Source organism: Dermacoccus sp. SAI-028, from assembly GCF_004346775.1.
Lineage (GTDB): Bacteria > Actinomycetota > Actinomycetes > Actinomycetales > Dermatophilaceae > Dermacoccus > Dermacoccus nishinomiyaensis.
The window spans coordinates 2,672,269-2,692,864 of record NZ_SMFS01000001.1 but is presented as its reverse complement, the minus strand read 5'-3'; the positions used below and the strand labels follow the sequence as shown (position 1 = coordinate 2,692,864).

Genomic DNA, 20,596 nt, shown 5'->3' with positions numbered 1-20,596 from the left:
GCAGCACTCTCGTGCCCCCGCAGGTCGCGCAGACCCGCCTGCGCCCCTGCGATTCATGTCCACATCGGCGATCTACGTCCACATTCGCGCAGGTTGGTTGACGCTGCCGAAACCACGTCGGATCTCATCTCGCATCGTCAACCCTGCCCAAGAGCCAGAACACGCCGCAGCCCCCGTCCGAACTCGGACGGGGGCTGCGGCGTCGCTGAGCGTGACGCTCAGGGGTGGGTCACTTCGTCGGCTTCTCGGCCTGGGAGTCGCCGGGTGCCTTGTCGATGGAGCGCTCGGTCTCGTGGGCGTCGTGGCCCGGCATCGCCCAGCGCGCCGTCGTCATGCCCTCGGCCTTGGCGCGCTCGAGCGCTTCCTCGACGGTCTTCTGCGCGGCCGCGGCGTCGACCCAGTGCGAACCCTCTTCGACGGACTTGCCCGGCTCGAGCGCCTTGTACGTCTCGAAGAAGTGCGACATCTCCTTGAGCGTGAAGTCGGAGACGTCCTTGATGTCCGTCACGTGGTCCTGACGCGGGTCGCCCGCGGGGATGCACAGGATCTTGTCGTCGCCGCCGGCCTCGTCGACCATGCGGAAGACACCGATGGCGCGGGCGCGCACGACGCAGCCGGGGAACGTCGGCTCGTCGATGAGCAGCAGCGCGTCCAGCGGGTCGCCGTCCTCACCGAGGGTGTCCTCGATGTAGCCGTAGTCGGCCGGGTAGTGCATCGCGGTGAACAGGATGCGGTCGAGGCGGATGCGGCCCGTCTCGTGGTCGACCTCGTACTTGTTGCGTGTGCCGCGCGGGATCTCGATGGTGACGTCGAACTCCATGGTTCGTGCCCTCCGGATAGCTGGTGTAATGGTCGTTCCTTAGTGTTCCGTACCGGGGCGCGGATGAAAAACTCGTCATCGACGTGCGATGGCGCGGCAGCAGGACGCGATTAAGGTGGTGCCCCGATGAAGAAGCGGACGTGGGCCGTCAGCGGTGCGCTCGTGGCGGCGCTCGCGGGGTACGGCGCGCTCGATGCGTACGACGTGGTGCCCGGCGTCCTGACGCTCGCGCCGACGAACACCCCCAAGGCCGTGACGGTCGAGGGCAAGACGTATGAGCCGTTGCAGAAGGCCGCGTCGGCGTCGTTGCCGTCGGCGAGCGTCGGGGCCGCGCCGAGCGCGAACGAGGTGAAGAAGTCGGTCGAGGCGTCGCTGAAGAACCCGTGGTTCGGTTCGCCGACGGCGGTGACGGTACGCGATGCGTCGACGGGAACTGTTCTCTACGAACACGATTCGAGCAAGGCGACGACGCCGGCGTCGGTGACGAAGCTCGCGAGTGCCTTCGCGATCGCCCATAGCGAACTCGACCTCGACAAGGGGCTGACGACGCGGGCGACGCTCGAGGGCAGCACCCTCGAGCTCGTCGCCGGCGGTGACATGACCCTCGCCGAGGGGGTGGGCGATGCGACGAAGGTCGCCGGCCGCGCAGGCCTCGGCGACCTCGCGGCGCAGAGCGCGGCGGCGCTGAAGAAGCAGGGCGTCACGAAGGTCACCGTCGACACGAACACCTCCTACGCGCCCGGGCCGAACAAGGCGAAGGGGTGGGAGGACGCGCTGTTCGGCTACGGTTTCACGGCGCGCATCACGACCTTGGCGCTCGCCTCCGAGCGCGCCGACAACCGCACCCCGGCCGTCGCCGACCCGACGAAGGACGCCGCGCAGGCATTCGTCAAGGAGCTCGGCAAGCGCGGTATCACGGCGACGTACGGCAAGAACGTGACGAAGCCGGCGGCGGGGCAGCAGCTCGGGTCGGTGACGTCGGCGCCGGTGCTCGACCTGCTCGGGCTCGCCTTGCAGGATTCGGACAACTCGATGGTTGAGTCCCTCGCCCGTCAGGCTGCGGCGCTCGACGGCGTGCACGGCGATTCGGCCGCGGGGGGCACGTGGGTGACGTCGGTGCTCAAGCGTGAGGGCGTCGACGTCAGCGGCGTCAAGCTCGTCGACACGAGCGGTTTGTCGTCGGGCACGACGCTGCCGGTGCGGGTGCTCGGCGACGTGCTGACGCGCGCATCGACGGGCAAGGATGCGACGTATGCGCGCGTCATCGAGCGGTTGCCGGTCTCGGCGTGGAACGGTACCCTGCACGATCGATACATGCGCGCCGAGTCGCAGGACGGCGCCGGTCTCGTGCGGGCGAAGACCGGGTCGTTGCCTGACGCGTCATCGCTGGCGGGCCTGGCGACGACGAAGAGCGGCCACCCCCTTGTGTTCGCGGTGACGACGAACGGCACGTTCTCCGACGGCGCCATCGGCGCCAAGACGGCCGTTGATCACCTCGTCACCGAGTTGACGAAGCTGCCCTGAACTCAGCACGTGTTGACGCTCGGCAGCATGCGTTGTCGAATCGCCGGCTGTCGCGTCGCCGCTCATGTTGACCGTGGATTCAGGCTGCCAGAACGGACGCACCGCTCAGGCGCTTCGGCGCAGTTCGTGCTCGACGGCTCGGCGGCTCGGCGGATTCAAGCCGAGACCGACCGATCGTCAGCTCGAGCGGCGCTCCTGACCTCTTCGAGCAGCTCGGGTGGGAAGCGGACCGGAACGGGTGTGCTCAGCCGTTCCCTTCCGCCGACGAGGCGCGCCTTGGGGCTGCTGGTTGGCTGCGTCGGCATAGAAGTCGTATTCCTGCTGCGCGCTCATGGGTTCAGACGTCATGACGGTCCTTCCGGTAGGTCGCGGCCAACGCTGACGAGGCGACGTAGCACCCGATGGGGCGGCACCTCGACGGGTCGCCCGAACGAGATGGCGCCAGCGCCACCATGGGCGCCTCTCCGGTCACCTCGGCCATCATCGGCGCCGCCCTCGGCATCGGTCGCCAAGCCGCGCAGCAGTGCTTCGCCTCATAGGCGACGACCCTGACGCTCACAGTGACTTCGGCGGGGATCGTGCTCGCCGTTGGCCGCTGTTCTTGCTGCCACGGTGCAACAGCTCTCACCGAACAACCTCGACGTAGAGGTGCTCGTGACGGCGACGGACGTCGCCTCTCTACGGGATCTCACGCCCTACCGCTGGCCCGTCGACTGACCTCGGTGCGCGAACCGTTTTGGGCGTCACGCGATGGAGTCCGTCGAGGTGGCGGGCTCACATCGGCGACCTCGACTCCCGTCCGCTGCTCAGCTGGTTCCCGTTCGAGCAGATCGAGGAAGAAGCCACCGTCTCGCAGATCGTCGGGCGTCTGAAGTTCATCGACGGCGACGGTCCCGGCCTGCTCCGTCTCGAAGCCGAACTCGGCGCCCGCCCCGTCAAGACGACGGAGGTCTGAGCGTGCCGCCCCGTCGTGGGCTCTCGGACTCGACGCCGGGCGATTCGCGACCGTCAAGGGGCTGTCAGCGCCGCGCGGTAGCGTGAGCAGCATGGGTGAACCGAGCTACATCGACTGGCGTTTCGCCGCGACGACGGGCAAGAAACTGCATCGCGGCGGCCCGCGCCTCAGTGCCGCCGAAGCGAGCGACGCCGTCGCCGAACTGCGTGACGCCGCCTGCCGCGCCCACGATCCAGTCGCGCAGACGGCGCAGCTCGTCACGCCCGACGACATCGGCGCGGTGCGCGTCGTCGACCGCAGCGCGTGGGTCGACGTCAACATCGCCTCCCTCGACGGCATGATCGCGCCCGTCGTCGACAAGATCACCGCCAAACGCGCCGCCGGGCCGGTCGCGCGCGCCATCACCGCCAAGGTGAGCGGGGGAGAGATCGGCGGGCTCATGGCGTTCATGTCGAGCAAGGTGCTCGGTCAGTACGACATCGCACCCGGCGGCACGCCGTCGCTGCTGCTCGTGGCGCCCAACATCGTCCAGGTCGAACGCGAACTCGACGTCGACCCGCACGACTTCCGCCTCTGGGTGTGCCTGCACGAAGAGGCGCACCGCGTGCAGTTCACCGCCGTGCCCTGGCTACGCGAGCACGTCGTCAGCGCCGCCCGAGACCTGCTCGTCGACATGGCGCCGACGCCCGAGGAGATGGCGACGCGCGTCGGCGAGATCGCCAAACGTGTGCCCGAGGCGTTCAAGGAGGGCTCGATGGGGCTGAGCGACATCTTCGCCACCCCCGAACAACGCACGCGCATGGCCGACCTCGCCGCCGTCATGTCCCTGCTCGAAGGCCACGCCGACGTCGTCATGGACGACGTAGGCCCGCAGATCGTGCCGAGCGTCGAGACGATCCGCGCCCGCTTCGGCGACCGCCGCGCCGGTCTCGGCAACATCGACAAGCTGCTGCGACGCCTCATGGGCCTCGAGGCCAAGATGCGCCAGTACCGTGACGGCGCAGCGTTCGTGCGCGGCGTGCAGGAAAAGGTGGGAATCGACGGTTTCAACGCCGTCTGGGCCGCCCCCGAGAACCTGCCGACGCCCGCCGAGATCCAGCGCCCTCAGCTGTGGGTCGAACGCATCCACGGGTCGCTGTTCCGATGAGTGGCCCGCACCCCAGCGTCGCTCTGACGCGCCTCGCCGTCCGCACCGCGCTGCAGCGCACGTTCTCGAGTGATGCCGCGGGTGAGCGGCGCGTCGTCGCCGGCGTCAGCGGGGGAGCCGACTCCATGGCGCTCGCCGCGGCCCTCGCGTTCGAGGCGCCGAAGCAGGGCGTCGCGGTCGACGTCGTCATCGTCGACCACGGGCTGCAGGCGGGCTCGGCGGACGTCGCCGAACGCGCGCGCCGCGCCTGCGTCGACCAGCTCGGCTTCGCGGACGACGACGTGCGCACCGTCGCCGTCATCGTCGACGCCGACGCGCCGGAAGGGCTCGAAGCGGCCGCCCGCGCGGCCCGTCGTCGAGCGCTGTTCGACGTCGCGGACGCAGTGGGCGCGGCGCGCGCCGTACTCGCGCACACGGCCGACGACCAGGCCGAACAGGTGCTGCTCGGCCTCATGCGCGGCAGCGGCACCCGAGCGCTCGCCGGCATGCGCGCCGACCGTGCGCGCCTGCTGCGACCGTTCCTGCTCGGCCCCGAGATCGTGCCAGGTGGGCCGGTGCGGCGCGTCGACACCGAGCTCGCCTGCGAAGCGCTCGGCCTCGAACCATGGCACGACCCGCACAACGACGACCCGGCCTTCAGCCGGGTGCGCGCGCGCCACACCCTCGCGGCACTCGAACGTGAACTCGCGGCACCGACACTGCGCCGCAGCCTGTTCCGCACGGCAGCGGCCGCCGGCCGCGACGCCGACCTGCTCGACCGCCTCACCGACGAGGCGCTCGCGCGCTCCGCGGGCACCGATGACTCGCGCGCCTGGCCAGCGACGTGGAGCGTCGTAGCGCTGGCCGGGCTCGACCCGGCGCTGCGCATCCGCGCGCTGCGCCGCCTCCTCGTCCTGCACGGCGCCCGCGACGCCGAACTGTCGAGCGGGCACCTGTTCGACGTCGAACGGCTGCTCGTCGCCTGGTCGGGGCAGGGGCCGATCGACGTCCCGGGTAGCGTTGAGGTTCGACGCGTCGGGGGCGAGATGACCATCAGCCCACGCCGCAAGGGAGAATGACGTGGACGGCCGCCCGCGAGCACGCGCGGTGGCGAGCGCCGGCAAGACCGGCAGAGACGACGAGGAGCCGGTGATGGACTCTTCCCAGATGGGAAACGACCTCGAGAACGTGTTGTTCACCGAGGCACAGATTCACGCGAAGCTCGAAGAGCTCGCTGCGCAGATCTGGCGTGACTACGAGGGCAAGGACGTGCTGCTCGTCGGTGTGCTCAAGGGCGCAATCCTCGTCATGGCCGACCTCATGCGAGCGCTGCCGGGCTCGGTGCCGATGGACTGGATGGCCGTCAGTTCCTACGGCTCGGGGACGAAGAGCTCCGGCGTCGTGCGCATCCTCAAGGATCTCGACGCCGACATCTCCGGCCGCCACGTCCTCATCGTCGAGGACATCATCGACTCCGGCCTGACGCTGAGCTGGATCCGCAGCAACCTCGAGTCGCGCAACCCCGCGTCGGTCGAGATCTGCACGCTGCTGCGCAAGCCGGAGGCTGCGAAGGTCGAGATCGACTGCAAGTACGTCGGATTCGACATCCCCAACTCCTTCGTCGTCGGCTACGGGCTCGACTTCGACGAGAAGTTCCGCAACCTGCGCGACATCGGCACGCTCGCGCCGCACGTGTACTCCTGATCGAGCGTCCTCGCGGCGCTGACGCCGGCGTCGCCACCGGCCGCGCGGGACGACGCACGGTTGCGCTGTGCGCGAACCCGCGGCGCAGCGGCGCGTTCAGTGGGTCACACTGTCCTATCGAGACGCATCTGCTGTCGTCGCGCGCAGGGAGCGGGAACATCGCCGCCGCGCCGCGCGTTGGCGGTTTGTTGACTGGCACTTCTTCGATGAGAGGGTCGGGGCTCGCCCCGCAAACAGATGAACGCTAAGAAAATCATGCGCACGCCGGGCCTGTACGTGGTCCTCGCGCTCGCCGTGGCGCTGCTGTTCTACATGTTCAGCAACATCGGCGGGTATTCGCGCATCGACACCTCGCAGGCCATTTCCCTCATCAACGCCGAAAAGGTCGAGAGTGCGAAGGTCACGCCCGACAGCGTCAGTCTGACGCTGAAGGACAAGCAGGACATCGGCAAGCTCAAGGACGTCAAGCGCGTCGAGGCCGACTACGTCGACGCGCGCGGCAAGCAGGTCGTCGACTCCCTGAGCGCGCACACGCCCCCGAAGGGATACACGGACGACCCGCAGCGTCAGGGCATCTTCGTCACCCTGCTGATGAACATCCTGCCGATCCTGCTGCTCGTCGGTCTGTTCTGGTTCCTCATGAGCCAGGCCCAGGGCGGCGGTTCGAAGGTCATGCAGTTCGGCAAGTCGAAGGCGAAGCTGCACAGCAAGGACATGCCGACGACGAAGTTCAGCGACGTCGCGGGCGCCGACGAGGCAGTCGAGGAACTCAAGGAGATCAAGGACTTCCTCGCCGACCCCGAGAAGTACGAGAAGATCGGCGCCAAGATCCCCAAGGGCGTGCTGCTGTACGGCCCGCCCGGCACGGGTAAGACGCTGCTCGCACGCGCCGTCGCCGGCGAGGCGAACGTGCCGTTCTACACGATCTCAGGTTCTGACTTCGTCGAGATGTTCGTCGGTGTTGGTGCGAGCCGTGTGCGTGACCTGTTCGCGCAGGCCAAGGAGAACAGCCCCGCCATCATCTTCGTCGACGAGATCGACGCCGTCGGCCGCCACCGCGGCGCCGGCCTGGGCGGAGGCCACGACGAGCGTGAGCAGACGCTCAACCAGCTCCTCGTCGAGATGGACGGCTTCGACGACCGCACGCGCGTCATCCTGATCGCGGCGACCAACCGCCCCGACATCCTCGATCCGGCACTGCTGCGTCCCGGCCGTTTCGACCGTCAGATCGCGGTGGAGGCGCCCGACATGGGCGGCCGCCACCACATCCTGCAGGTGCACGCCCAGGGCAAGCCGATGGCGAAGGACGTCGACCTCATGTCGGTCGCGCGCCGCACACCGGGCTTCTCCGGCGCCGAGCTCGAGAACGTGCTCAACGAGGCTGCGCTGCTCACCGCGCGCACCAACGGCACGATCATCACGAACGAGGCCCTCGACGAGGCGATCGACCGCGTCATGGCCGGCCCGCAGAAGAAGTCGCGCCCGATGAGCGCGAAGGAGCGCAAGGTCACCGCGTACCACGAGGGTGGCCACGCCCTCGTCGCCGCCGCGATGAACAACACCGACCCGGTCAGCAAGATCACGATCCTGCCGCGCGGGCGCGCGCTGGGCTACACGATGGTGCTGCCGACCGACGACAAGTACTCGACGACGCGCAACGAACTGCTCGACCAGCTCGCGTACGCCCTCGGCGGCCGTGTCGCCGAAGAGATGGTGTTCCACGACCCGAGCACCGGTGCGAGCAACGACATCGAGAAGGCCACCGACATCGCCCGCAAGATGGTGACGCAGTTCGGCATGAGCGAGAACGTCGGCGCCGTGCACCTCGGCAACTCCGGCGGCGAGGTCTTCCTCGGCCGCGACATGGGCGGCAACAACCGCGAGTACTCCGAGCAGGTCGCCGCGATGGTCGACATCGAGGTCCGCAAGCTCATCGAGGGCGCACACGACGAGGCCTGGCGCGCGCTCAACAACAACCGCGACATCCTCGACGCCCTCGTGCTCGAACTGCTCGAGAAGGAGACCCTCGACGCGCCGCGCCTGGCTGAGATCTTCTCCGCCGTGCGCAAGGAGCCGGTGCGTGAGGTGTGGCTCTCGAGCGAACAGCGCCACGTCAGCACGCGCGGCCCGGTCATGACGCCCGCCGAACAGCGCGCTATCGACCTCGGCAAGAACCCGCACGCCGACGAGCGTCCCGACGGCGAGATCAGCCTCTACCCGCCGCAGCCGCCGGCCGGCCCTGGCCTGCAGGGCCCCAGCGACGTCGGGCCTGGCCTGGGTGACTGAGCGCCGTGGCTGAGACGCACGACGTGGTCGGCGCCGAGGTCGACCTTGCGCGCCTCGAAGCGGCCGTCCGCGAGATCCTGCTCGCGGTCGGGGAGAACCCCGACCGCGAGGGGCTCGTCGAGACGCCCGCCCGCGTGGCACGCGCCTACGCGGAGATCTTCGCGGGCCTGCGACAGAACCCCGAGGACGTGCTCGTCAAGACGTTCGACGTCGACCACGAAGAGCTCATCCTCGTGCGCGACATCGAGGTCTACTCGACGTGTGAGCATCACCTGGTGCCGTTCCACGGCGTCGCGCACGTCGGGTACATCCCGTCCACGTCCGGCCGGGTGACGGGGCTGAGCAAGCTCGCGCGGCTCGTCGACGTGTTCGCGAAGCGCCCGCAGGTTCAGGAGCGGCTGACGACACAGATCGCCGACGCGCTCGTCGAACACCTCGACGCGCAGGGCGTCATCGTCGTCATCGAAGCCGAGCACCTGTGCATGTCGATGCGTGGCATCCGCAAGCCGGGCGCGCGCACGATCACCTCGGCCGTCCGCGGCCAACTGCGCAACCCCGCGACCCGCGCCGAGGCGATGAGCCTCGTCATGGGCAAGTGACGCACTCGTCGGAGGAACGCATGAGTGAGATGCGCACGGATCGTTCGTCTCCAGGTGATTCGAACGGTAATGCGCTCGACGGTTCGTCGCCGCGTGCGGATGGACCGGTGCGGCGTCCGCTCGTCATGGCAGTCGTCAACGTCACGCCCGACTCGTTCAGCGACGGCGGACGCTGGTTCGACGCGGCCGCCGCGGTCGAGCACGGCCTGCAGCTGGTGGCGCAGGGCGCCGACATCCTCGACGTCGGCGGCGAGTCGACCCGTCCGGGAGCCCAGCGTCCCAGCGCTGACGAGGAGGCCCGACGCGTCATCCCCGTCGTGCGTGAACTGGCCGCCGCGGGTGCGCGCGTGAGTGTCGACACGATGCGCGCGAGTGTCGCCGAGGCCGCCGTCGCTGCCGGAGCGGACATCATCAACGACGTCAGCGGCGCGCTCGCCGACCCAGCGATGCGCGACGTCGCCTCCGCGAGTGACGCGACGTTCGTCGCGATGCACTGGCGCGGGCACTCCGTCGACATGCAGCAGCACACCGCGTACGACGACATCGTCACGGATGTGTGTCGCGAGCTGGCCGAGTCCGTGGCCGCGCTGCGGGAGGCCGGCGTCCGCGACGGCAGGCTCGTCGTCGACCCCGGCTTCGGGTTCGCGAAGACGGCCGAGCAGAACTGGGAACTGCTCGCGCGCATGGGCGAGTTCGACGTCGACGGGCTGCCGGTGCTGTGGGGCACGTCGCGCAAGAGTTTTCTCGGCGTCGCAGGGCGGACGCCGCAGCTCATCGCGGACGGCGCGTCCGTCCCGCCCGCCGCGCGCGACGCCGCGACGGCCGCGACCAGCGTCCTCGCCGCCCAGCACGACGCATGGGCGGTGCGCGTGCACGATGTGCCGTCGACGCTCGCAGCGCTCGACGTCGTCGCCGCGGCGCGCGGGGCCGTGGCGCCCCGGTCGGCCGGGGAGCGAGTGGGCGGAGGCATGCCCCGATGAGTGACCGCATCACCCTCACCGGCCTCGCCGTGACGGCGTGCCATGGCGTGCTCGACTTCGAGAAGCGCATCCCCCAGCCGTTCGTGCTCGACATCAGCCTCGAGGCCGACCTGGGCCCCGCGGGCCGCAGCGACGATCTCGAGGCGTCGCTGTCGTACGCCGACGTCGCCGCGCGCGCCGTCGAGGTGTGCTCCGGCGAGCCGGTCGATCTCATCGAGACGCTCGCCGAGCGCGTCGCCGACGCTTGCCTCGCGTGGGAGATCGTCGAGGCGGTCGACGTCACCGTCCACAAGCCGCACGCTCCCGCAGGTGTCGCGTTCACTCCGTCGACCGGGGTGTTGGCAGGCCCGTCGGTGAGCGTTCGCCGCGAGCAGCGCCGCCGCGTCGTCATCGCGATGGGCACGAACCTCGGACGGCGGGTCGCGACGTTGCGCGCGGCGCTCGACTCGCTGCGGGCGCTCGAGGGGTTCGAGGTGACCCAGGTGTCGCCCCTCGTCGAGACCGACCCCGTCGGGGGCGTCGCGCAGCCCGACTACCTCAACGCCGTCGTGGTCGGCGTCACCCGCCTCGCGCCGGGGCATCTCATCCGCGAGCTGCATCGCATCGAAGCCGATCACGGCCGCGTCCGCGGTGAGCGCTGGGGCGCGCGCACCCTCGACCTCGACGTCGTGACGCTCGGCGAGGCCGGTCGCGAGGACGAGATCGTGCTCGCCGACGAGCGCGACGGGGTGCAGGCCGGCGCGGCGGACGCGTCATGGTCGCCCCTCGCCCTGCCGCACCCGCGGGCTCATGAGCGCGCGTTCGTGCTCGTCCCGTGGGCCCAGGCGGCGCCGTGGATGGCGGTGCGCACCCCTGACGGCGTCCTGCCGCTGCTCGACGCCGTGCAGCGCGTCGATGCGTCCGGGGTGCGCCGCGGCCCGTCGTGGGACGACGACGACCACATCGACCTCAAGGAAGGCCTGACATGAAGCCCGTCCGACCGGTCACCGCCGTCGTCGCGGGGCTGCTCGTCGCGCTCATCAGCGGCGGCCTCCTGCAGCTGATGCGCAACAGTGGGCGCGCCGTGCCGCAGCACTCGTGGTGGGAGGTGCTCGTCGTCCTCGCGGCGTGCGGGCTGCTCGTCGCAGGCGGATGGCGCATCCGCGACGAGGTGCGCGCCCGCACGAAGGCGAAGAAGGAAGCGGACGCCGCGCGCCGCGCCGGGTCCGACGAGAGCGAGATCCGCGCGGCCGCCGCAGCCGTCGTCCAGGGGCGCGAGACGGTGGCGCCCGACACGGCCCGACGTATCGTCGTGCTCTCGCAGACGGCCGCCATCGGTGGCGGCATCCTCGCCGGATGGTATGCGGGGCAGGCCGTCACCCAGCTCGCGCGCCTCAGCGTGCCGTCCGTCCGTTCGGCCGTGCTGCTGCTCGGGGTGCTCGTCATCAGCTCTGTCGTGCTCAGCGTGCTGGGGTTCCTCGTGCAGCGCTGGTGCACGATTCCCGACGACGAACGCTGACGCGCAAGCCCGCTCCCTTGCAGGCTGGATCGGTGGACGGCTGCACGCGTCGACCGTGAACCGCGCAGGTGGTCAAGAGTTCGCGGCCGCTTCACAGCCGGCCGCATGACGATGGGGCCCGTTCGTGGTGAACGGGCCCCATCGTCATGCGGGGCGCGGGTGCTGAGGCCCGCCGGCTGGCGTCAGTTCTCTCGACGTCCGGCGAACGCCGCGCCACCGATGGCGACGACACCCGCCGCAGCGAGGCCGATGCCGGCGAGGTTCATCGAGTCGTGACCGACGTAGTCGGTCTCGACCTTCGGGCCCTGACCGCCGCCCGTCGTGTGCGACGGCGACGGCATCGCCGTGGAGCTGGCCGTGCTCGTGGACGGCGCCGTCGGGCTGGTGCTCGTCGTGGGGCTCGTCGACGTGGTGGTCGAGCTCGACGACGTCGGGCTGGTCGAGGTGGACGTCGACGTCGACGTGCTCGTCGACGGGGCAGCATTACCGACCTTGATCGTCGCGATCGTCGTGTTGGCGCCCGCTGCCGGTGCGCAGCTGATGTTGAGGATGAAGCCCGAATCCGTCGTCTGGTTCGAGGTGAAGCTGCCGGCCTTGACATCGACCGTGCCCGCCGCAGCCGGGGCCGTCTCTGCCTGGCCGGTGCCCTCCGCGTTCGTCACGACGCCGCCGCTCGCGGGCACCGAGACCTGGGGGATCGTCAGGTCGACAGAGCGGGCGGTGCCGCCGAACGTGTACGCCGCTGCCGCCGTACCCCTGATGGTCTTCACGCCGAGGCCACGCAGTTGGTCTGCGGCGTCCTTGCCCGTCGTCACCTTCGCCGTGATCTTCGGGGCGGGGATCGCCGCGCCCGGTGCCACATTGGTGGGCACAGCTGCGGTCATCGTCACGGTCCACGGGTCCGTGAAGGTTCGCTCGAGGCCCTGGTTCGTCAATTGGCACTTGTAGTTGATGGACGAGGTCGCAGCGGACGCAGTGCTCGCCGTGGTGGCCATGCCGATGAGGGCAGCTCCGCCGACGAGGCTGAGGGCGCCAACCGATGCAAGACCGCGGCGGGTGCGAGAGGCGGGGCGAACTGAGTGCTTGCTCATGGAAAACAACTCCTGAGGGTCGAAACAGGGGGTCGACGGGCGCAGGCCCTACCTGAGCGTAACCCCATGTGACGTGACACACATCGCTTTTGCAGCAGCCCACCTACGGAATCGTAGGTTTTCTCGGTGCGCGAGACGAGGGCCGCGCGATCCGGCGTGGCTCGGACGAACGATGGGGCGGTGTCGCTGCCTGGCGCTAAGGCCGGGCCCGTACCGTGCGCAAGGGCTGCATCTACTTGTCGATATCTGATTGATAAATGAGACCCACCTCGCTGCGCCAAGGCCGGCATGCTCCGCAAGCTCCGACGTCGGCCTCAGCTCCGCTCGGCGGGACTCATTTGTCTATGTCCCCGACCACAAAGAACATCGACCCCAGGATCGCCACCATGTCGGCCAAGAGTTGCCCCCTCATCACCTCGCCGAGGCACGCCATGTTGTTGAACGACGCCGAACGCAACTTCAACCGCCACGGCGTCTTCTCACCCCGCGACACGATGTAATACCCGTTGAAACCGAGCGGGTTCTCCGTCGCCACATACCCATCGCCCTCAGGCACCTTCAGCACCTTCGGCAACTTCACGTTCACCGGCCCCGGCGGCAAGCTCTGCAACACCTCGATGCAGGCGTCCGCGAGATCGAGCGACACATGCGTCTGATCGAGCAACACCTCGAGACGAGCCAGCGAATCACCCTCGGAGCGCGTGATGACGCGCCCCGGCCCGCCCGGAGCGAACAGCTCACCGTAGGCGAGATATGGGTCGTCGCGGCGCAGGTCGACGTCGACGCCCGACGCGCGCGCGATCGGCCCGGTGATGCCGTACTGCTCGACCATCTCGCGAGAGACGACGCCAACGCCCTTCGTCCGCGCATTCAAGATCGGATTGCCGACGATGAAGCTCTCGATCTCCGGCATGCGTGAACGCACGAGAGAAACGGCCGCCGCGGCGCGATCGAGCCACCCGGCCGGAATGTCGTCGCGCAGGCCGCCGACGCGGTTGAACATGTAATGCAGGCGGCCGCCCGCGATTTCCTCCATGACGCCCTGTAGCTCTTCGCGCTCACGGAACACGTAGAACATCGGCGTGATGGCGCCCAATTCGAGTGGATACGAACCGAGGAACATGAGGTGATTGAGCACGCGATTCAACTCGGAGAGCAGCGTCCGCGTCCACGTCGCGCGCTCAGGCACCTCCATGCCCAGCATCTTCTCGACGGCGAGGGCCACGCCGATCTCACTGCTGAACGCCGACAGCCAGTCGTGACGGTTCGCGAGCACGAGGATCTGACGGTAGTCGCGCACCTCGAACAACTTCTCGGCGCCGCGGTGCATGTACCCGACGATCGGCTCGCACTTCGTGATGCGCTCACCGTCGAGCGTGATGCGTAGGCGCAGCACGCCATGCGTCGCCGGATGCTGCGGGCCGATGTTGAGCACCATGTCCGACGTCGCGAGCCCACCCGCGCCCATGCCGACGGTGAGTTCACGCGGGGACGACGCAGGAGACGACATGCCCCCAGTTTGCCAAACGCGACGACGCCCGCCGCGGCGCCGCGCCCTGATGGAGTGGGGCACGTGGGCGGCGAGGCGTGACGACGTGGCAGACGACGACGTGGCGAGGTGACCTGGGGGCCGTGGTGGCCGAGTTGCGGCTGAGGACTGACGTTGCGAGTAGCGCCGGGGCCATCACGGCGCGGGCGTGCGCCACGCGCCGGTATATCGGGGTGGTGGGGAGCCTCGGGCGCGCGCGTGCGGTGCGGTGCGCGAACGTCGGGTGGGGGCTGAAACTCCACCATGCGGGCTTTCGGCTCTCAGCGCGGTCCTTCAGGGCTGTGATCCCGCATGGCGGCGTTTCGGCTCCGAGGTGCGCAACCCCGGTGGGTTGCGCACCTCGTGTCGATGCCGGGCCGAGGCGACAGCGTCGTGGCGGCCGTAGGCCCTCAGCGGCTCAGCGCGTGACGCACTCTTCGTCGCGCGTGGGGCGGACGTCGTCGAGCCAGCGTTCGATCTCGGCGTCGTGCTCGGCCGCGACGACGGGGCCGAAGCTCTCCGCGTGACGCGACTCGTCGAGACGCACGAGCACGACACCGCCGACGATGAACGCGCCGCCGACGACCTGGACGAGCGTCGGGGCCTCGCCGACGAACATCCACGCGAAGGCGACGGCGAACAGCACCTCGAGCAGCGAGATGAACGACGCGACCGTCGTGCCGAGGGCGCGGGCGGCGTAGATGCCCGTCGCGTAGGCGAGGGCCGCAGCGATGAGCGCGAGGCCGAGCACCGGCACCCAGAACGGCATCTGCGAACCGGCGAACGTGACGTCGGCGGTGCTGACCGAGACCGGCTGCACGCCGAGTGCGCACATCGCGAGCAGGATGACGGCGCCGACGCTCATGCCGCCACCGGCGAGTGCGATCGGGGGCAGCTCCGACTCCTCGTCGCCCGCGATGACGAAGTACACCGTCAGGCACAGCGCGGCGCCCAGCGCCCACGCGATGCCGATGGGGTCGACGCTGAAACCGTTGAACACGTCGAGCACGAACAGCAGCCCGACGATGGCCGCAGCCGTCCCGGCGATCGTCAAGCGCCGCGGCGTGCGGCCGTAGCGCGCCCACGCCCAGCCGACGAGCAGCATCGGCGCGAGGTACTCGATGAGCAGTGCGACACCGACGCTGACGTGCGTGACGGCGTTGAAGTAGAACAGCTGGCAGCCGGCGACGCCGAAGATGCCGTAGAGCACGATCGGCTTGATGTTGTCGCGCAGCACGTGCCAGCGCCCACTCAGCGCCATCGCCGTCGGGATGGCGAGCGCGAGCGCTGCGATGCTGATGCGGGCCGCGACGGCCGTGACGGGCGTCCACCCGGAGCCGAGCAGTGCCTTCGCGAACGAACCGGATGTGCCGAACGCCGCACACGAGACAATGGCGATGATGAGGCCCATGCTCGTGTGGGACATCGCGCCGGATCGGCCCGCGCGCCTGCGGGTGGCGACGGGGATGGGCTCGATGTCGTGTGCGATCTGGCTGGGAGCCATGGGGGAACACCTCCAACTCTCGCGTAAGTGGTCAAAACCAGGAACACCGGTTACGTTAGACCTGGAAGAGGTCAGGAGTCAAAATGCCCTTTGGTCATGACACGGAGGACGGTCTGCTGTCCGTCGCCGCGCTCGTCAACACCGCCACGCCCGACGACACCCTCACCGAGATCGCCGACCTCGACGCCTTCGTCGAGTCCTGGGGGTACACCGGCACGCACGAGCGCACGCACGCCGAACTCGACGAGGTGCGCGCCCTGCGCCCCCGATTCCTCGAGGCGTGGTCACTGTCGCGCGACGAACTCGTCGCGTTCGTCAACGAGGTGATGCTGCAGTACCGTGCGCTGCCGCAACTCGTGCGTCACGACGAGTGGGATTACCACCTGCACGCGACGCCGTCCGACGCGCCACTGGCGAGCCGCATGGCGGTCGACGCCGTCATGGCGTTCGTCGACGTCATCCGCGCCGACGAACTCGACCGCCTCAAGATGTGCGCCGGTGACTGCGGGGGAGTGCTCGTCGACCTGTCGAAGAACCGCTCCCGCCGCTACTGCGATCGCGGGTGCGGAAACCGCGCCAACGTCGCCGCCTATCGCGCGCGCAAGGCGGCCGAATCGGTGTCCTGACGCTCGGCTCCGTTCGACTCCCCCTCGCCGGACGCGGCCAGGTGGCGCGTCTCGAGGCTGATCGTGCCAGGCGGGGGCGACAACCCGGCACGACGGGCGTTTGCGGGTGGTCGAGGGTGGCGGCGGCCGCGTCAGCCGATCGTGCGCGTGAACCACGCGAAGGCTCCGAGGCCACCCGGATGCGTGGCCGTCGCGAGCGCCGAGCGGGCCGCGAGGCGAGCGAGGTAGACGGGTGGGTCGCTCGAGGCGAGGGCGAGCGGAACGGGTTCCAGGGCCAGCTCGCCGAACAGTTCGAGCAGTACGTCGCGCTGGGTGCGCACGTCGTCGGCATCGAGGGAATCGAGCGCGACGTGCGCCGTCACGTCGCACGAACCGTCGGGAACGGGCGCGCACTCGCTGCCGTCACGGAAGCCGGTGAGGGTGCCGAACGGCGGCCGCGTACCGCTCGTGGACGCGTAGTCGATTCCGACCACGACGCTGCCAGCCGCGGCATGACGCGTCACCTCCGCGACGAGCGCCGCCCAGGCCGCATCACGCGTCATGCCGATCTCGACGCGCTCGCCGGGTTCGCGACGGGTGGCGTTATCGCGGCCATCGGCCGGAGGTAGGGCGTCGTCAGGCACGGGGTGGGGCGGTGGATCGTCGGGGGCATCGATCGTGGGCTGGGCCGCCGACGAATGTGGACGAAGATCGCCGACGTGGACAGGCATCGCCGTTGGGGCATGACGGGCGGCCCACCGGGCGGCGTCGGGAGGGAGTGGGGCACCTAGCGTCTCGTCCCCGTCGAGCGTGACGAGTACCTCGCGCAGGACACCGTCGTCGTCAGCCTCCGCGATGTCGCACGGCACGACGTCGAGCCACTCGTGCGCGACGACGAACGCCCGACGACCTGCGATGACGTCGAGCGACGGAATCGACGCCCCTCCCGCAGAACGCACCCAGGCGATGCGGCTGCTGAGTTCGGGCGGACGCTCGACGACGTCAACGCCCACGAGGTCGACGTCATCGACGAACCGGCTGATGGTGGCCAGCAGTTCGCCACGGCCGCAGGCGAAGTCGACGACAACGTCCGCGTCGATGCGTTCGGCCATGGCGACGATCGCCTGCGCGAGCACCTCATCGACGCCGGGAATGCCCTGCGCGCTCGTCGCAAAATGGCCCCCGGGGCCCTCGTCACGTCGATAGAAACCGTCACGGCCGTAGAGCGCGGCCTGCCAGGCGTCGCGCCACGGCACCGCGTGGCTCACCGGCATGTCGGAGTTCTCGAACTGCTGCGTCACGTCGCGACTCTACGTCGCGCCCACGCGTCGACCGCCCATGTGCCGACCATGACAGCGGCAGAATGGGGCCATGCCCTTCCTCTCGCTCGACGCCGACCTGCCGCCGGCGCGACGCGTCATCATCGCGGGGCCGTCGGGCAGCGGCAAGACGACGGCGTGTGCGCTCGTCAGCGATCGGATCGGGGTGCCGCATCATGAGATAGACGCGCTGTTCCACGGCCCCGGGTGGCAACCGCGCCCGCAGTTTCATGACGACGTCGCGCGGTTCGTCGCGACCGAGGCGTGGGTCACCGAGTGGCAATACAGCGAGGTGCGTGGCCTGCTCGCCGAGCGCGCCGAACTGCTCATCTGGCTCGATCTGCCGCGCGGCACCGTGACGCGGCAGGTCGTCAGCCGGACGCTGCGGCGACGTCTGTTTCGCCAAGAACTGTGGAACGGGAACACCGAAGGCCCTCTGCGCACCTTCTTCACCGACCCCGAGCACATCGTGCGCTGGTCGTGGCAGGGCCACGCGCGCTACCGGGGGCTCATCGGCGACGTCGCAGCTCGACGACCTCAGCTGCCGATCGTCCGCGTTTGTTCGCGACGTGAGCTGACGCATCTGATCGAGCGACTGCCCCGCGCCTGAGCGCCGGCAGCGCATCGAAACGAGTCGCCCGCACTGACGGCCCGACGTGCGACGCCGCGTCCCGTCGAGCGGCCCGAAACGCACGCATCGAGCGCCGGGCGCCCCCGTCGAGTGACCAACGCGCATCCCTCACCGAGCACACGGCCCCGCAGTGATTCGAGGACCTCGCGGACGGGAGTAGCGTTGGGCGGGTGACTTTCGAGCAGCCGACCCCGCTCCCGGGTGCGCCGAGCCTGCGCGTCGGCGTCATCGGTGCGGGGCGAGTCGGTGCGGTGCTGGGGGCGGCGTTGCGCAAGGCGGGGCATGACGTCGTCGCCGTCAGCGGTGTGTCCGAGGCGAGCCGCGAGAGGGCTGAGGCGCTGCTGCCCGGAGTCCCCGTCCAGCAGCCGGCCGGCGTCGCAGCGGCCGCCGATCTCGTCCTGCTCACCGTGCCCGACGACGAACTCGCCGCTCTGGTCCACGGCCTCGACTTCCCCGGCACACTCGGCCCACGCATCGTCGTCCACACGAGCGGCGCGCAGGGCATCGGCGTGCTCGCGCCCGTCGTCGAGGCCGGCGGGGTGCCGCTCGCGATCCACCCGGCGATGACGTTCAGCGGCACCGCGGTCGACCTGACGCGCCTCGCCGGCTGCCCGTTCGCCGTCACGGCGATGCCCGACCACCGCATGGTCGCCGACGCGCTCGTGCTCGACATGGGCGGCGAGCCGTTCACCGTCGACGAGGCCGATCGCACGCAGTACCACGCGGCGCTCGCGCACGGCTCGAACCACCTCGTCACCCTCGTCGCGCAGGCCGGCGAGCTGCTGCGCCGCATCGACGTCGACGACCCGGGCCGCCTGCTGCGCCCGCTGCTCGAGGCCGCGCTCGACAACGCCCTCGAACGCGGCGACAAGGCGCTGACGGGCCCCGTCGCGCGCGGCGACGCGGGCACGTTGACGCGTCACCTCGACATGCTCGAGGCGCTCGCCCACACTGGTGTGGCACTCGACATTCCCCCGACCTACCGCGCGCTCGCGCTCGCGACCGCGCAACGCAGCTCGGCGCGCGGCGCTCTCACCCCGATGCAGATCGACGCCGTCCTCACCGCGCTCGAGGGGCGCGGCGGGCCACCAGACCAGGGCGGGGTGGGCCCCGAGCCCCCGACGCCCTGATCCGTCCGCTCCGATCGTTCCTCCACAATCTCCGACACCCACCCCGTCAGGTTCGAGCCCCGTCCCTGACCACGCCACCGGGAGCCACGCATGACCGCACCTGTCGTCACCCACGCCCGCACCGAGTTCGCCGACGCCCGCGGCCGCCTCGGCGGCAGCGTCGGCGTCGTCATGACGATGGGGGCCCTGCACGAGGGGCATGCGACGCTGATCCGTCGCGCGCGCGAGGAGAACGACGCCGTCGTCGTCACGATCTTCCTCAACCCGCTGCAGTTCGCGGCGGGGGAGGACCTGTCGCGCTACCCCCGCACGCTGCAGCGCGACCTGGAGATCTGCGAGCGCGAGGGCGCCAACCTCGTGTTTGCTCCGAGCCCTGACGTCGTCTACCCCGACGGTGAGCCGGGCGTGCGCGTCTCGGCGGGCCCGCTGGGCGGCGTCCTCGAAGGTGCGTCGCGCCCCGGCCACTTCGACGGGATGCTGACGGTCGTCAACAAGCTGCTCAACATCGTGCACCCGACGCGCGCCTACTACGGCCAGAAGGACGCGCAGCAGTTGCTGCTCATCAAGCGCATGGTGCGTGACCTCGACATGTCCGTCGAGATCGTCGGCGTACCGACCGTCCGCGAGTCCGACGGGCTCGCCCTCAGCAGCCGCAACGCCTATCTGAGCGACGCCGACCGTGAGGTCGCGCTGTGCCTGTCGAAGGCCCTCCAGGCCGGTGAGGCCGCTCGTAACTCCGGCCCTGCCGCTGTACGGCGCGCTGCGCGGGACGTCCTCGTGCGCGAACCGCTGGCCCTCGTCGACTACCTCGTGCTCGTCGACCCGGTCACGTTGGAGCAGGTGCCCGAGTACTTCCGCGGGGAGGCGCTGCTCGCCGTCGCGGCCAAGGTCGGCACGACCCGGTTGATCGACAACGTCCCCCTCGTCGTCGGCGGTCGCGAGGCCTGAACCGCGGCCTCGTAGACTGAACACCTGGAGCGGCCCGGCGACGCGGCTGCACGTGAAAGGAAGTGGAGCCCGTGGACAGCCTGTGGCCGGCCATCGAGACGCTCATTCCGTCGATCGGAATTCTCGGCCTGTTCTACCTCATCCTGCGTCACATCATGGAGGGCGACCGGCGTGAACGCGTCGCGCAGGCGCAATGGGAGCGCGAACACGACCTGACGAAGGGTGCCGTCGCGCCCGGCGAGGAGGAGGCGCGTCTGCAGAATGCGCACCTGCCGAAGGCTGCACCCGGAACGATGAGTTCTCGCGCGACGACGCCCCCGGAATGATCGCCCCCATTCCAGTCGCGTG

The 20,596-nt window shown here is 69.8% G+C and carries 19 protein-coding genes and 1 pseudogene; 15 read left to right on the top strand and 5 right to left on the bottom strand.

Features of this window, described 5'->3' with window-relative positions; all coding sequences use genetic code 11:
* Positions 1-229: 229 nt before the first annotated feature.
* Positions 230-820: an inorganic diphosphatase gene (locus EDC82_RS12280; protein ID WP_006943947.1), complete on the bottom strand. Its 591-nt coding sequence runs from the start codon at positions 818-820 to the stop codon at positions 230-232.
* A 126-nt stretch (positions 821-946) separates the two neighbouring features.
* Between EDC82_RS12280 and dacB the strand changes: the two genes are divergently transcribed.
* The 10 genes and pseudogenes from dacB to EDC82_RS12225 all read left to right on the top strand — a co-directional run bounded on the left by dacB (position 947) and on the right by EDC82_RS12225 (position 11,492).
* Positions 947-2,344, top strand: coding sequence for a D-alanyl-D-alanine carboxypeptidase/D-alanyl-D-alanine-endopeptidase (dacB, locus tag EDC82_RS12275; protein ID WP_131941693.1), 1,398 nt, complete (start codon positions 947-949; stop codon positions 2,342-2,344).
* A 781-nt stretch (positions 2,345-3,125) separates the two neighbouring features.
* Positions 3,126-3,299, top strand: a pseudogene (locus EDC82_RS12265) (ferritin); the annotation flags it as partial.
* Positions 3,300-3,390: 91 nt separating this feature from the next.
* A complete protein-coding gene (locus EDC82_RS12260) occupies positions 3,391-4,446 on the top strand; it encodes a zinc-dependent metalloprotease (protein WP_062256020.1) in 1,056 nt (351 codons plus the stop codon).
* The gene (tilS, locus tag EDC82_RS12255; protein ID WP_062256018.1) at positions 4,443-5,504 is read left to right on the top strand and encodes a tRNA lysidine(34) synthetase TilS; all 1,062 of its coding nucleotides are present in this window, start codon (positions 4,443-4,445) and stop codon (positions 5,502-5,504) included. The genes EDC82_RS12260 and tilS overlap by 4 nt, the downstream gene beginning before the upstream one ends.
* A gap of 73 nt (positions 5,505-5,577) precedes the next feature.
* On the top strand, positions 5,578-6,129 hold the full coding sequence (gene hpt / locus EDC82_RS12250) for a hypoxanthine phosphoribosyltransferase (RefSeq protein WP_038571717.1): 552 nt from the start codon (positions 5,578-5,580) through the stop codon (positions 6,127-6,129).
* 237 nt (positions 6,130-6,366) lie between these two features.
* Positions 6,367-8,415, top strand: coding sequence for an ATP-dependent zinc metalloprotease FtsH (ftsH, locus tag EDC82_RS12245; protein ID WP_074040178.1), 2,049 nt, complete (start codon positions 6,367-6,369; stop codon positions 8,413-8,415).
* A 5-nt stretch (positions 8,416-8,420) separates the two neighbouring features.
* Entirely contained in the window at positions 8,421-9,014 is a 594-nt protein-coding gene (gene folE / locus EDC82_RS12240; protein WP_006944026.1) for a GTP cyclohydrolase I FolE, read from the top strand.
* A gap of 29 nt (positions 9,015-9,043) precedes the next feature.
* The gene (folP, locus tag EDC82_RS12235) at positions 9,044-9,994 is read left to right on the top strand and encodes a dihydropteroate synthase (RefSeq protein WP_370448852.1); all 951 of its coding nucleotides are present in this window, start codon (positions 9,044-9,046) and stop codon (positions 9,992-9,994) included.
* Positions 9,991-10,962 (top strand): 2-amino-4-hydroxy-6-hydroxymethyldihydropteridine diphosphokinase, encoded by a 972-nt coding sequence (folK, locus tag EDC82_RS12230; protein WP_131941689.1) that lies wholly within the window; start codon positions 9,991-9,993, stop codon positions 10,960-10,962. The genes folP and folK overlap by 4 nt, the downstream gene beginning before the upstream one ends.
* Positions 10,959-11,492 carry a DUF3180 domain-containing protein gene (locus EDC82_RS12225; protein ID WP_115296956.1) on the top strand — a complete coding sequence of 178 codons (534 nt, stop codon included), beginning with the start codon at positions 10,959-10,961 and terminating at the stop codon, positions 11,490-11,492. The genes folK and EDC82_RS12225 overlap by 4 nt, the downstream gene beginning before the upstream one ends.
* A gap of 182 nt (positions 11,493-11,674) precedes the next feature.
* Here the strand turns inward: EDC82_RS12225 and EDC82_RS14610 are convergent, their stop codons facing one another.
* The 3 genes from EDC82_RS14610 to EDC82_RS12210 form a co-directional block, all read right to left on the bottom strand.
* Complete coding sequence (locus EDC82_RS14610; RefSeq protein WP_156444878.1) at positions 11,675-12,583, bottom strand: DUF6801 domain-containing protein; 909 nt, start codon at positions 12,581-12,583, stop codon at positions 11,675-11,677.
* Positions 12,584-12,917: 334 nt separating this feature from the next.
* Positions 12,918-14,093: an NADH-quinone oxidoreductase subunit D gene (locus EDC82_RS12215; protein WP_062256011.1), complete on the bottom strand. Its 1,176-nt coding sequence runs from the start codon at positions 14,091-14,093 to the stop codon at positions 12,918-12,920.
* Between the two features lie 436 nt (positions 14,094-14,529).
* Entirely contained in the window at positions 14,530-15,615 is a 1,086-nt protein-coding gene (locus EDC82_RS12210; protein WP_006943939.1) for a DMT family transporter, read from the bottom strand.
* A gap of 83 nt (positions 15,616-15,698) precedes the next feature.
* On the opposite strand from EDC82_RS12210, the gene EDC82_RS12205 reads away from it, so the two are divergent.
* Positions 15,699-16,241 carry a CGNR zinc finger domain-containing protein gene (locus tag EDC82_RS12205; RefSeq protein ID WP_006943974.1) on the top strand — a complete coding sequence of 181 codons (543 nt, stop codon included), beginning with the start codon at positions 15,699-15,701 and terminating at the stop codon, positions 16,239-16,241.
* A 131-nt stretch (positions 16,242-16,372) separates the two neighbouring features.
* Here the strand turns inward: EDC82_RS12205 and EDC82_RS14750 are convergent, their stop codons facing one another.
* Positions 16,373-17,521, bottom strand: coding sequence for an SAM-dependent methyltransferase (locus EDC82_RS14750; protein ID WP_062256009.1), 1,149 nt, complete (start codon positions 17,519-17,521; stop codon positions 16,373-16,375).
* A gap of 70 nt (positions 17,522-17,591) precedes the next feature.
* Here EDC82_RS14750 and EDC82_RS12195 point away from each other — a divergent pair, with 70 nt between their 5' ends.
* The 4 genes from EDC82_RS12195 to EDC82_RS12180 all read left to right on the top strand — a co-directional run bounded on the left by EDC82_RS12195 (position 17,592) and on the right by EDC82_RS12180 (position 20,574).
* A complete protein-coding gene (locus EDC82_RS12195; RefSeq protein WP_006943968.1) occupies positions 17,592-18,149 on the top strand; it encodes a hypothetical protein in 558 nt (185 codons plus the stop codon).
* A 191-nt stretch (positions 18,150-18,340) separates the two neighbouring features.
* Positions 18,341-19,300, top strand: coding sequence for a Rossmann-like and DUF2520 domain-containing protein (locus tag EDC82_RS12190; protein ID WP_006943972.1), 960 nt, complete (start codon positions 18,341-18,343; stop codon positions 19,298-19,300).
* Between the two features lie 90 nt (positions 19,301-19,390).
* The gene (panC, locus tag EDC82_RS12185; protein ID WP_006943928.1) at positions 19,391-20,248 is read left to right on the top strand and encodes a pantoate--beta-alanine ligase; all 858 of its coding nucleotides are present in this window, start codon (positions 19,391-19,393) and stop codon (positions 20,246-20,248) included.
* A gap of 71 nt (positions 20,249-20,319) precedes the next feature.
* Positions 20,320-20,574, top strand: coding sequence for a hypothetical protein (locus tag EDC82_RS12180; RefSeq protein WP_038569485.1), 255 nt, complete (start codon positions 20,320-20,322; stop codon positions 20,572-20,574).
* Positions 20,575-20,596 lie beyond the last annotated feature (22 nt).